A 12610-nucleotide genomic window follows, 5' to 3' on the forward strand; every position below is an offset into this window, starting at 1 on the left:
GCACCGCGCGCATTCCGCGGTCTGCCCTAGCAATCCCCGACCCCGCACCACCTGACCCAGTATCGCCCGACCCCGCACCACACGAGAGAGGAAGACCCATGACCATCGCCCACCGACACCTCCGCCCACTGACGTTCTCGGCATTCGTGCTCGTGGCATTGGGCCTGCCGGTCATCCTCCCGTTCTCCGCGACCATCATCGGCTGGGTGATCCGCCTGCCGATGCGACTCGACCTTGCTGACGCGCTGTTGGCGACACTCGGGGTCTTCGCCGCCTGGTTCGTCCTCACCTCGGTGATCGACGTGATCATCGACAGCAGCGACGCCGCCGGGTCGCTGACCGGGCGATTCGTCACCGCTGGAGCTTCGCTGCTCATCCTCGGCGGCGGGTATCTGCTCATTCTCGATTCGGCACTGGCGGCCGTGACCATCGCCGGAATCCTCGCCGGTGTCGTCCTCGCACTGAGCGTGTGGGTCGACGTGAAGATGAGACGGCTGGCTCGCCACCGCCCCGTCGTGGGAGCGCGCCGACGACTGAGATCGTAGTATGGAGGCGATGTCTGATTCCGGGAAAGCTCACACGTCGTCGCCGGCCGTGCTCGGCGCGCTGCTGTTCATCACCGCGCGCAGCCTCGATTCCACCGACGTCCCCGGCACGCCTGCGAGCGCCGATCCCGCCCAGCTGAGCCCGGCCGACCGGGAGATCCTCGCCGAGGTGGAGCTCGCCCTGGCCGCCCAATCCGAGGATTCCGACAGCGCCGACGAGCGCGCGCATTCCGCGTCGACCGCGGGTTCTGCGTCGACGGTCGGTTCTGCGTCGACCGTGACCTCCACCCTCGCCGAGGTGGCCGCCGCCATCGCGTACGTTCGTGGCCGTGCGGAGATTCCGAGCCTCACCGCCAGCCGCTACGATGTCTTGCGCAAGACGGTGCTCGGCGGACTCGGAGCGGCCTCGATCAAAGGCGCCACCGTGTGGCCGCCGACCAGCCAGACCGCGGTGCAGCGATTCGGATCCTGGAACGACGCGCTCAAGGCCGCGGGCCTGGCGACGAACAAGATCGGACGAGCCAAGGGACAGCTGCGCTTCGATGCGGCCGCCTACGACAAAGCGATCGGCGAATTCCTCGCCGACTGCGAAGCCCGGGGGCTCGCAACCACCTACAAGTCCTACACCGACTACGCCGCCGAACATAAGGGCGACGTGCCCTCGGCCGCGGCGGTCCGGAAGTTCTACGGCAGCTGGAACTCAGCCCTCGCCGCCGTCGGGTGAAGCACGGCTGCTCGCCCGGTGCAGGGCAGCCGCGCACCTGGTGGGGCACGGAATAGCCCTGCATGAGAGAATGATTCTCAACAGGAAATCGGCTCTGTTCAGAGCTGGAAGTCGAGATCAGGTTGACTCCGCGAAAGGCAGGCAGATGAGCGCGCCCGGGCATCCGCGGCAGGGTTCGCCCCATCCGCATTCGGCTGTGAAGGCTCCCCTCCACCCGGGCATCAAGGACGCGACTCCTCGCTGGATGCTCTGGACCTCCGTGGTCATCGCATGGGCCTCGGCCGCCGCTACCGCCCTCGCCTTCGTCCGAGTCGGTGGACTCCTCGACGGCGAACCTCTGATTCTCGGGACAGGCATCGCAATTGTCCTGCTCATCGTTGTCGCCGTCGCCTGCGCCTGGGGCGGGGTCGTCTTCTCCGACTGGGCATCTTCGACGACCGAACGACGGCTGCGCGCCCTCGTCATCAGCCGAGTCTTCGACCTCGGCGCCGTGACTGTGAACCGACGTTCGAGCAGCCTCATCTCCCTGGCCACCGACGCCGTCGATCGCACCGCGCACTACCGTGCCGGGTTCCTCGGCCCCATCGTCGGGGCGCTGACGACACCGCTGCTCGTCCTGGGCATCATGGCCCTGACCACGAGCGCCGAGATCGCCGGCTGGGTCGCCCTCCTCGTCCTCCTGGTGCCCGTGTTCATCGGCGGTTTCCGACGGATCATCCGCCCCGTCGGCGCCGCCTACCGGCGTTCCCGCGGCCAGCTGACCAGCAGCTTCCTCGGCGCCATCACCGCGCTCGAAGACATCGTCTATGCCCGGGCCGGACGACGAATCGGTGACGACCTCGCCCGCCGAGGTGAAGCCCACCGACGCAACCTCATGCGTCTCCTCGCCGGCAACCAGCTCCTCATCCTCGTCGTCGACGCCGCGTTCTCCCTGACCGTCATCGTCGCGGCGGCCGCCCTGACGACCGCACGGGTCGCCGACGGGTCGCTCAGCCTCGGCGATGGAATGAGCATCCTGCTCATGACGACGCTGGTCATCGGACCCGTCGACATCGTCGGGCAGTTCTTCTACATCGGCGTCTCCGGCCGGGCCGCACAACAGCGGATCAGCGGTCACCTCGGCGAGGGTATTTGTCACCCAGTCGAAGGTGGCGTGAGTACCGAGGAGAGGGGCGCCGCGGCCAGTCACGCGAGAGCTACGGCCAACCTCGGTGATAGTCGCCACAACCCCACTGGGACCGATGCCGGCCATAGTACCGAACCACCTCCGCCCGCGCTGGAGCTGTGTTCGGTCACGGCCGGTTGGCCGGGTGCCGAACCGGTGTTCGAGAGCCTCGATCTGCGCATCGAGCGTGGGGAACGAGTCGCGATCGTCGGGCCGAGCGGGGTCGGCAAATCTACGCTCTCGGCGCTCATCCAAGCCCACTTGACGCCGCAGAAGGGACAGGTCATCGTCGACGGAATCCCGACGACGAGCGACTCCGGCACCACCGACACCCCCACCCAAGCAGCTGTGCGCTCCTGCCTCGGCGTCGTCGAGCAGCGGACCTTCCTGTTCATGGGAACGATCGCGGACAACCTCCGCCTCGCACTCCCGGCGGACAAACAGTCAGTACTCCCGACCGACAGGCAGGCAGCCGATGACTCCCTGCTGTGGGAGGCTCTCGACTTCGCGGGACTGCGCGCCGACGTCGAAGCGATGCCCGACGGGCTGGCCACCGAAGTCGGCGATCACGGACGGCTGCTCTCCGGCGGACAGGCACAGAGGTTGGCGATCGCTCGGGCGTGGCTGCGGGATGCCCCGATCCTCCTCTTCGATGAACCCACCTCGCAGGTCGACCTCGCCGGTGAGGCCGCGATCCTCGCCGCGCTGAACCGCCTCGGCACCGACCGGACCGTCATCATGATCGCCCACCGTCCCGAGGCCATCCTCGCCGCGGACAGGGTCATCGACTTCGGCGAACTCCGGGCGCGCTCCTCCTCCGGAGCAGGGACTTCCAGCGACGCACAGTCCTCAAGCAGCGCACAGTCCACAAGCCGTGCACCCGTTCGAGGAGAAGCCCAGTGACCCGGGTTCGCCTTGCCGCGCGCCTCCTCGACGCCGCCGGCAACCTCTACCCCTCGCTCATCGCTTCGACGGTCTGCCGCATCCTCAACCAGCTGCTCGGCATCGCGCTCCTCGTCATCGCCGCCGAGGCGATCGCCTCCACAACCGGCATCGGCGTCGCACGGGGAGGGCAGACCCACCTCGGCGGTCTCATCACTGCCCTCGTCGTCATCGCCTTGGTCAAGGCGGGGCTGCGCTACCTCGAGCACTACCTCGGCCACCGTGTCGCCTTCACTGCGCTGCAGCGGCTGCGGGAGCTCTTCTTCACCCGCCTCGTGCCGCAGGCGCCCGCTGCAACCACCGGACGAGCCGGTGCCGAGCTCACCGAACGTGCCTCCGGCGATATCGACCGGATCGAGGTGTTCTTCGCCCACACCTTCCCGCCTGCCGTCAGCGCCGTCATCGTTCCCGCGGCCGCGCTGACATGGTTGGGGCTCACCGTCGACGGGATGCTTGCGCTCACCCTCGCCGTCATCGTCGTCCTCATGCTCGCAGCCCCCGTACTTACCAGCCGGTCGACGTGGCGGGCCTCGGCCGATGTTGCAGGTGCGCGCGGCGATCTCGCCGGGCATATCGGCGATGACGTCCACGGCATCCGCGAGGTCCTCACTTTCGGTGCACAGGGTCGCCGACTTGAGAAGCTCGACGACGACGGCCGAGCGCTGAGTAAGAACCGGTCGTCGGTCGCCCGCATCCAGGCAGGACGGTCCGCACTCCTCGTCGCACTCCAGCTCATCGGGCTCGTCGCCGTCGTCGTGGTTGGGACGACCGGTGGAGATATCGCGAGCGGTGCTGCCCCGGCTGCTGGTGATGCTCCCGCCGCTGTCGTTGCTTCAAGCGCTGCGCTCGCGACGGCGACCGCGCTCGCCGTGTTCGCCGGACTGTGGGTGCCGGTGCGCGGCATTGAGAACTTCTCCACCGGCCTCGACGCCGCCCTCGCCGCGGCCGCCCGCGTGTGGGAGATCATCGACGCCGCCCCCACAGTCCCCGACAAGGGGAGGGCCCACCCGCCGACAGAACCGACCGACATCACCGTCGATACCGTGACCTTGCGCTATCCCGGGCGTGAGTCGCCCGCCCTCGCCGAGGTGGCCGCCCGGTTCCGGGCGAAGGCATGGAGTGCCGTGGTCGGGGTGTCCGGATCGGGGAAATCGACACTCGCAACGCTGCTCGTCCGCGGTCGGGACCCCGAATCCGGAGTGGTCCGCCTCGGCGAGGTCGACGTCACGGACCTGCCGCTCGACGTGCTGCGTGAACGCATCGCCTTCGTCACCCAGCACCCGACGCTGCTGTCGGGCAGTCTGGCCGACAACCTGCGTCTGGCCGCCCCGGAAGCGGAGGACGAACTCATCGATGGGGCGCTGGCGATCGTCGCCCTCGACGACTGGGCGGCTGGTCTTCCGGATGGACTGGCGACGCGGATGCAGGGGCGCGGACTCACCGTCTCGGGAGGTCAGCTGCAGCGGCTGGCGATCGCCCGTGCCCTCGCCGGCGAGCCCGAGGTGCTCGTGCTCGACGAGGCGCTCAGCCAACTCGACGCGACGACGGCGAGCACTGTTCGGCAGCGTCTGGCCGAGCGCCGTCCCGAACTCACCGTCATCGAGATCACCCACCGAGCCGACCTGCTGCCCGACGACACCGAGGTGATCGTCATGGACTCCGGCCGCGTCGTCGAACATGGGCCAGCGGGTGTGCTGCGCCAAGCGGACGGCCCCTTCACCCGCGTCGAGGCAAGGAACGCGCCCGGCCGCTGATCGCCTCGACGAATCGACGTCGGTCGGTGGATCAGTGGGCCCGACCGAAACGTCCGTATGGGCGCGGACGCCCGGAGGACCGCCTCGGCGAGTCCCCACCTCGGCGCGCGGCCGCGGCACAGCATCACCGGCTCGCGGCGAAGGCCTCCAGCCGGTCGCACGCGGTGTTGATCGTCTCGGGGGAGACAGCGAACGTCAGCCGCAGATACCCCTCGCCGGCCGGGCCGAAGGCCGAACCGGGAATCGTCGCGAGGTTGTGCTTCTCGAGCAGCTGAGTTGCCAGATCCCACGAGTTCAGTCCCCAGTCCTTGACATTGACCCAAGCGTAGAAGGTCGCGGCCGGCCGGAGCAGGCTCAGCCCGTCGATGGCGTTGATGCGCTCGACCATGAGCTCCCGGCGCTCGGCGTAGGAGGCGACCATCGACTCGACGACATCCTGCGGTCCGTCGATCGCGGCCACCGCAGCCTCCTGGATGAAGCCCGGCAGGCTCGAGGTCAGCCCTTCCTGGAGGAGTGCCATCGGGGCGATGAAGTCGTGCGCGCCGATGACGAACCCGCAGCGCCAGCCGGTCATCGCATACGTCTTCGAGAAGCTGCCGATCGCGAGGTAGCGGTCGAAGCCGGGGCGCACCTCGGCGATGGAGGTGAAGACGGCATCGTCGAAGACCATCTCGTCATAGACCTCGTCGGAGATCACGGTGAACCCGTGCTCCTCGGCGAGGTCGGCGATCTGCTCGAGGTCGGCCCGATCCATGACCGAGCCGAGCGGGTTCGACGGGCTGTTGAGGACCACCGCGGCGGTGCGGTCGGTGATTGCGGCCCGGACGTCCTCGGCGCGGAGTTTGAAGTCGTTGTCCTCTGTGACGGGAACGGACACCGCCGTCGCGCCGAGGCGGTGGACCTGGCCTAGGTAGTTCGGGAAGCTGGGATCGGGGATGATGACCTCGTCACCGGGGGAGACGGTGACGTCGAGGGCGAAGGTCAGGGCTTCCATCGCACCGAAGGAGACCATGACGTTCTCGGGGCCGACACCGCGATTCCACCGACCGGAGTACTTCCGGGCGATGGCGGCGCGCAGTTCGGGGATCCCGGCATTGGCGACGTAACGCGTGTTGTCGTGCTCGATTCCGCGGATGCCGGCGGCCTTGATGTGCTCCGGGGTGGTGAAATCGGGTTCGCCGACGGTGAGCTTCACGGCGTCGGGATAGTCGAGCGCGAGGTTGAACATCTTGCGGATGCTCGACGCCGGGTAGGTGGTGGCCATGGGGGAGATGCGGGGGTGCGTGTTCGTCATGGTGTCAGTGTCCTCTTCTCGCTCGGGTGCGGGATGGGTCGGTCAGGACGCGAGACCGGCCCGGGGTTCGTGACTTTCCAGCTTGGTGAAACTGCAGCAGCTTGGCCCCTGCACCAAGCTGTTGCAGTTTCACCGAGCTGGTGCGGAAGAGTGCGGCGGTGGGGGAGCTTGGTGCTGATGATGGAACGTGCCCATTTCGGCATCGCGGCGCTCCGCCCATCACTCCGCGAGGCCGGCGAGGTGCGAGCCGAAGCGGGCGAGCAGACTTGTCCGCTTCGCCCCGGTGGCCCGCTCCCAGGCGTCGGCGATGCCGAAGATCCTGTACATCGAACGGATGCCCAGCCACCGAATCGGCTCGGGCTCCCACTGGCCCGAGAAGTGGTCGTTCCACGGCAGTGCCGTCAGCGGGGTCGCCTTGCCGGACGCGCGGTCGAGGAGGGTTCTGGCCGCCAGGTGCGTGGCCGTCACCCCGTGTCCGGCGTACCCGCGGGCCACACCGATCCGCTGTTCGGGGTCGAAGAAGATGCCCGCGCACCAGTCCCTGGTCACCCCGAGCGCGCCGCGCCAGGAATGCGCGATGTCGAATTCGAGCTCGGGGAAGAGTGAGGACAGGCGCCCGGCCAGGAGGTCGACCACCTCGGCGGGGACCTCGCCGTCTCCGGGCAGACCTGAGCCGTATGCATAAGGTGCCCCGCGCCCGCCGATCGCGATCCGATCATCGGCGGTGCGCTGAGCGTAGATGAACGTGTGCGCGGTGTCGCCGAGGCATTCTCGGCCCTCCCAACCGATGGTTTCCCACACTGGGGCCGGGAGCGGTTCGGTCGCGATCATGGACGAGAACACAGGGATGACCTGGCGTCCCTGCAGTCCGGGGAGGTCTCCGGTGACGGTGTCGGAATAGCCTTCGAGGCAGACGAAGACCGTGTTCCCGGTGACCTGTCCGCGGGTCGTTGAGACGACGCCCTTGCCGATGTGCCCGGCCGCGGTGTCCTCGCAGATCGTCACTCCCTGTTCGCGTAGGACTCGGGCGAGACCGCGGGTGAGCAGGGCCGGGTCGATCGCGGCGGTGGCGGGGAAGTAGAGGCTGCCGAGGGCTCCATCGACATCGATGCGGGCACGCGTGGCCTCGGCGTCGAGGAACTGCATGTCCTCGGGTCCGTAGCCGAACTGCTCATTGCCTGCCTGGAGATCGCGCAGACGAGACATCCCGGCTTCGGACTGGGCGATGTCGATGTGGCCGCCGCGGACTTGGTGGGCGTCGATGCCCTCGGTCTCGCAGACGTCGAGGACACCGTCGATCGAGTCGAAGAGAGCGGACTGAAATGCACGGACACTGGTGGTCCCATCGAGCCCGGCGGACCCGACCGGTCCGGTCGGATCGGTCGCGCGGGCACGGTCGACCGCCTCGGCGTATTTCATCCGATTGCCGGGAAGCAGAGTCGACAGCCAGCCGCCGTTGCGTCCCGAGGCACCGTAGCCGATGTGGTTGGCTTCGATGATCGTGATCGCCCAATCCGGGTGAGCCTGCCGCGCATAGTAGGCCGACCACAGGCCGGTGAGTCCGCCGCCGACGATGATGAGGTCCTGCTTTTCGGTGGGCAGCGGGGACGGGGAGGCGTGTGTGGGCGGTGATTGGGTCAGCCAGTGGGAGGCCTCGCCGTTGAGGTGGGACACGGATCTTCTCCTGTGATCGTCGGTGGCCGCTCGTCGGGCCGCATTCGCCGGTGCACTGGGGTGTCGGTCGGCGGTGACGGAGCGTACGGAATCATGTCTATCTCACGCTCCCGGCGAAGTAAATGGTTGTCGACCAGCGTTTTGCCATATGAAATCGGTGCATTGACGTTCTGATTCCATGGGTTGTGCTGGCTCGTGTCGTCGGAACCTGCTCAGGCTGACTGGCCGGTGTCAGACTGGCCGTCCTCTCACAGTCCGGTTCGGTGACGCACCCACACATTGGGTTCGACGTAGACCGCGCTGCCATGGTCGACATCGCAGAGCACAGGCGCGAGTGCTCCAGGAACGTCGACCGGCCCGGAAGTATCGAAGGGCAGTCCCGTCCATGACCGCCATTCGTCGAGAGTTCCGGGGATGACCATGGCGCGATGGGCCACACCGTCGATCGTGCCGCCGGCGCGGACATGAGTGCGCAGCCATGGGTCGACGGGCAGCCCGTCGTCCCTGGTCCTGAAGGCGTATGAGTCCATCGTTTCGTGGATGTCGGTCTTCCCATTCGGGCGAACCGGGACGACCACCTCGGCGAATCCGCGGTCGCGAGCGTGGTCTCGCAGAGCTGCAAGGATCGTTCCCGACAGGCCCAGGCCCTGTCGATCGGAGCGGACGAAGATCTCCAGTGCAGCCAGGGTGTCAGTCGATTCTCCGAGCAGTTCGGCCCGGAATCCACGGCGAATCGCTCCGTCCCATCCGTCCTCAGGCAGGCTTTCGCCGCCGAGGCGGAACGGTATCGAATGTGCCTTTCCGACGATCTCGTCGACAGCAGTGTGGGCGAGGAGCACATAGTCGGCGAAGAGATCGAGAACATCTCGCGCATAGTAGAGGTTCCCGATGGGGTCGTGCCGCATGAACTCGGGCCAGGTGTTCTCCAAGGACGCGAATTCTTCTGTGAGGTCTGGGCGGTCGCCTCGGTGATGGGTAGGGTGAGGCGGAGGGGTAACGCGGCCGGATGACGCGGCGGCGGAAAGACGGACGGTCAGTTCGCGTGAGTCTCGCAGAGTGTCTTGATCCACCGGGAGCGAGTTCGTGGTCCGACGGTCGAGCCGGTGGCTCCGCATACTTCACACGTGGATAGGGACTCATCTTCTGCTGACCTGACCAGGTCATTCACCGTGTCCCAATCGCTCGGGTCGATGCTCATCGAGTCATAGTAGAACCGAAGCGCGCCGAACTTCTCTTTGATCTGCTCCGCCTTGTAATTCGGAGCGATCGCAGCGATTCTGCTGTCCAACTCCACAATGATCTTGTGCCAACCGGATTGGCATTCCGGCACGATGCCGTGCCGTCCATAGAACTCGTTGAGCTCTTCCTCGTCCATGATCCCTCGCACTCGACGGCACGCCATCTACCGACATTATCGTCGGCACAGATGCCACAGTTCCACCACGGTTCGGACTCTCTCATCGTCTGTCGCCTGAGCACCGCGACGCAATTCGCACGGACGTCGCTGACATATCCCGCCCGGGTGTTCTATCGTGAGTGAACGTTGTGGGCTCGGGTCCCTGCCGGCTCCGACGTGCGACGTCACTGCGTCGTGAAATGTGGCAGGACGAGACAATGCCCACGACCTTCGACGAAGGAGCCGCTCATGAAGACCGCTCGCCGCTTGGACAACCTCGGCACCGAGACCGCGTTCCGCGTCGCCCAGGCCGCCGCCGACTGGAAGGCCCGTGGGAACGAGATCTTCCCGTTCCATCTCGGCGATCTCAACTTCCCCCTCGCCGGGCACATCGTCGAGGCGATGGAGCAGGCCATCCGCGACGGCAAGACCGGGTACTGCCCCGGGCCCGGAATCCCCGAACTCCGGGAGGCGCTCGCCGATGACATCGGCTCACGCCGGGGCATGACGATCGACCCCGCCGAGGTGGTCGTGACCACCGGCGGCAAGCCCGTGATCACGAAATTCCTCCAAGCGGTGATGAACCCTGGCGAAGGCGTGCTCTACCCGAATCCCGGGTTCCCGATCTACGAATCCCAGATCGACTACCTCGGCGGGCAGGCCCTGCCCTACCGCTATATCCCGACCGATGACGGCTTCGCCATCGACCTCGATCACCTGCGCGCGTCGATCGATGAGAACACGACGGCGATCATCTACAACGACCTGCAGAACCCGATCTCCGCCGAATCCACGCCCGGCGAGCGGGAAGCGATCGCCGCGATCGCGCAGGAGTTCGACCTGTGGGTGCTCTCCGACGAGGCGTACTTCGAGATGCGCTACAAGGGGAAGTCCCAGTCGATCGCCGCGCTGCCGGGAATGGCCGAGCGCACCGTCATCCTATACACGTTCTCGAAGAAGTACGCGATGACCGGTTCCCGGCTCGGCTGCGCCGTCGCACCAACAGAGGTCGCCGAGGCGATCTCGACGATGAACACCAACGACGAATCCTGCACGAACCAGTACGTGCAGTGGGCAGGCATCGCCGCCCTGCGCGGACCGCAGACGCCGGTGGGCAAGATGCTCGAGGTGCTGCGCAAACGTCGCGACGCCACCTGCCGTCTGATCAACGAGATCCCCGGCATGAGCGTGGCGACCCCGGGGTCGACGTTCTACGTCTTCCCCGATGTCACCGAGGCGATGGAGTCCAAGGGCATCGCGACGCTGTCCGACTTCTCGACCGAAGCCCTGCACGCGACCGGAGTGTCCTTCTGCACCCGCGAACACTTCGGTTCACCGCAGCCCGGTGAGGACCGGTCCTACATCCGACTTGCGTACTCCGGCATCGACGAGGCCGCGATCTCCAAGGGCCTCGGACGGCTCAAGGAGTGGATCGAGGGCTGAGCCGTCGAGTTATGCCCAATTGTGCGCGGCCGGACGTTGCGTACTCGGCAGGGCGTTGTGAAACCGCCAGTCGTGGATCCACTCGGGCAGTTCCACGTCGGCCGGTGGTGGTCCGAAGACGCTGATGGCTTCCTCTTTGGACACGGTTCCTGACTCAGAGAGCAGCCGCGTGGCCACGAAGGCGCGAGCGTAGATCTCTCCCTCGACGACGATTCGGTGCTCGAAGTACACGGCACGCTCATCGACCCCGATGATCCGGGTGTCGAGGCTGTAGCGCTGGCCGAGTTTGAGTGATTTGCGGAAGCTGATGGTCTCGGCGCTGACGACACCCGTCCAACCCTTGTCGCGGAGCGTGTTCCAGACACCGCTGCGCACCAGCACGTCGAGTCGGCCCAGATCCATGATCGAGAAGTACTTGCCGTTGTTGACGTGCATGAAGATGTCGATCTCCGAGGGCCGGACCCGCAGGGGAAGGGAGTAGGTGTCCCAGATGTCCTGCGTCGGGCGACGGCGCGAGCGGAGCAGCTGCAGAATCATACGCGTAAAGTGCATAGACCCTATGTTACTTGATGGTAAGTTATCTGTGAATCATGGTGCGCTGGTGAGGCCCCGTGCCGGGTCGGGGGTGGGCCGCCTCGGCGAGGGATTGACTCAGTCGTCGGCCGGCTGCGGTCCGCGGCCGGGGATGAACGGGGATTCCTCGGGCTCGGGGTGTCGCTTGTACTGGACGGCCATGATGATCACGCCCAGTGCCACCGCGCCGATCGCGCCCCAGACGTTCGTGCGCAGGCCGAGGATGACGAAGCTCGGGTCGATGCGGATCGACTCCCAGACGATGCGTCCGGCGCCGTACCACATGAGGTAGACGGCGAAGAGGCGTCCCCACTGGAAGAAGATCTTGCGGCTGAGGTAGAGCAGGACCAGGGCGCCGAGGCTGTTCCAGATGACCTCGTAGAGGAATGTCGGGTGGAACAGTGTTCCCGGGGGAGTGCCCAGAGGGATCGCCGAGTTGCCGGGGTCGATCTCGAGACCCCAGGGCAGTGTGGTCGGCAGGCCGAAGAGCTCCTGGTTGAACCAGTTGCCGAAGCGTCCGCAGGCCTGGGCGAGGATGAGGCCCGGGGCCAGAGCGTCGAGCAGCGTGGTGAGTCTGAGGCCGCGCCTGCGGCACATGATCCACGCGCCGAGGGTGCCGCCGATGAGGGAGCCGAAGATCGCGATTCCGCCCTCCCAGATCGCCCATACGGAACCGGGCTCGAAGATGTTCCATGGGTTGCGACCGGGGCCGAAGTAGTCCGTGTAGTGCGTGATCACGTGGTAGATCCGGGCGAAGACGATGGCCATCGGCACGGCCAGGGTCGCGATGTCGAGCACCTGCCAGTCCTCGACTCCGCGGGCGGTGAGGCGACGGTTGGTCAGCACGATCGCGATGATGATGCCCACGAGGATGCACAGTGCGTAGAAGTGGATCGTCAAGGGGCCGAGTTGGAAGCTCGAGACGCTCGGGCTCGGGATCGCCGCTGAGATGTCGTGCGGAATCGCTGTGGCGCTGGGAGTCAGGGGCGTGCTCGTGAGGACTGCAGGCATGGGGTCAGTCTATTTGCACCAGCCTGAGAGTCTCGTATGCGGCCGGGGAATGCCGCGGTCGCGAAGGGGCTTTCGCTGAAAATGAGCAC

General features: G+C 66.6%; 11 protein-coding genes. 5 read left to right on the forward strand and 6 right to left on the reverse strand.

What is annotated here, in order from left to right; translation table 11 throughout:
• Nucleotides 1-98: 98 nt before the first annotated feature.
• From GUY23_RS02000 to GUY23_RS02015, 4 genes are all read left to right on the forward strand, one after another.
• On the forward strand, nt 99-545 hold the full coding sequence (locus GUY23_RS02000) for a hypothetical protein (RefSeq protein WP_166969271.1): 447 nt from the start codon (nt 99-101) through the stop codon (nt 543-545).
• A gap of 10 nt (nt 546-555) precedes the next feature.
• Entirely contained in the window at nt 556-1269 is a 714-nt protein-coding gene (locus GUY23_RS02005) for a homing endonuclease associated repeat-containing protein (protein ID WP_228282657.1), read from the forward strand.
• A gap of 145 nt (nt 1270-1414) precedes the next feature.
• The gene (locus tag GUY23_RS02010; protein WP_166969275.1) at nt 1415-3337 is read left to right on the forward strand and encodes an ATP-binding cassette domain-containing protein; all 1923 of its coding nucleotides are present in this window, start codon (nt 1415-1417) and stop codon (nt 3335-3337) included.
• A complete protein-coding gene (locus GUY23_RS02015) occupies nt 3334-5130 on the forward strand; it encodes an ABC transporter ATP-binding protein (protein ID WP_166969277.1) in 1797 nt (598 codons plus the stop codon). The genes GUY23_RS02010 and GUY23_RS02015 overlap by 4 nt, the downstream gene beginning before the upstream one ends.
• 124 nt (nt 5131-5254) lie before the next feature.
• Here GUY23_RS02015 and GUY23_RS02020 read toward each other — a convergent pair whose 3' ends face one another.
• The 4 genes from GUY23_RS02020 to GUY23_RS02035 form a co-directional block, all read right to left on the reverse strand.
• On the reverse strand, nt 5255-6424 hold the full coding sequence (locus GUY23_RS02020; protein ID WP_166969279.1) for a pyridoxal phosphate-dependent aminotransferase: 1170 nt from the start codon (nt 6422-6424) through the stop codon (nt 5255-5257).
• Between the two features lie 219 nt (nt 6425-6643).
• Nucleotides 6644-8098, reverse strand: a complete 1455-nt coding sequence (locus GUY23_RS02025; protein ID WP_166969281.1) for an NAD(P)/FAD-dependent oxidoreductase — start codon at nt 8096-8098, stop codon at nt 6644-6646.
• Between the two features lie 248 nt (nt 8099-8346).
• Nucleotides 8347-9027, reverse strand: coding sequence for an N-acetyltransferase (locus tag GUY23_RS02030; protein ID WP_166969284.1), 681 nt, complete (start codon nt 9025-9027; stop codon nt 8347-8349).
• Nucleotides 9028-9131: 104 nt separating this feature from the next.
• Nucleotides 9132-9473 (reverse strand): hypothetical protein, encoded by a 342-nt coding sequence (locus GUY23_RS02035; RefSeq protein WP_166969286.1) that lies wholly within the window; start codon nt 9471-9473, stop codon nt 9132-9134.
• Nucleotides 9474-9743: 270 nt separating this feature from the next.
• On the opposite strand from GUY23_RS02035, the gene GUY23_RS02040 reads away from it, so the two are divergent.
• The gene (locus GUY23_RS02040) at nt 9744-10937 is read left to right on the forward strand and encodes a pyridoxal phosphate-dependent aminotransferase (protein ID WP_166969288.1); all 1194 of its coding nucleotides are present in this window, start codon (nt 9744-9746) and stop codon (nt 10935-10937) included.
• Between the two features lie 9 nt (nt 10938-10946).
• On the opposite strand, the gene GUY23_RS02045 is transcribed toward GUY23_RS02040, so the two are convergent.
• Nucleotides 10947-11489, reverse strand: a complete 543-nt coding sequence (locus GUY23_RS02045; protein WP_166969290.1) for an acyl-CoA thioesterase — start codon at nt 11487-11489, stop codon at nt 10947-10949.
• 99 nt (nt 11490-11588) lie between these two features.
• Entirely contained in the window at nt 11589-12521 is a 933-nt protein-coding gene (gene lgt / locus GUY23_RS02050) for a prolipoprotein diacylglyceryl transferase (protein WP_166969292.1), read from the reverse strand.
• Between the last annotated feature and the right edge of the window lie 89 nt (nt 12522-12610).

The sequence above is a fragment of the Brevibacterium atlanticum genome (assembly GCF_011617245.1).
Lineage (GTDB): Bacteria > Actinomycetota > Actinomycetes > Actinomycetales > Brevibacteriaceae > Brevibacterium > Brevibacterium atlanticum.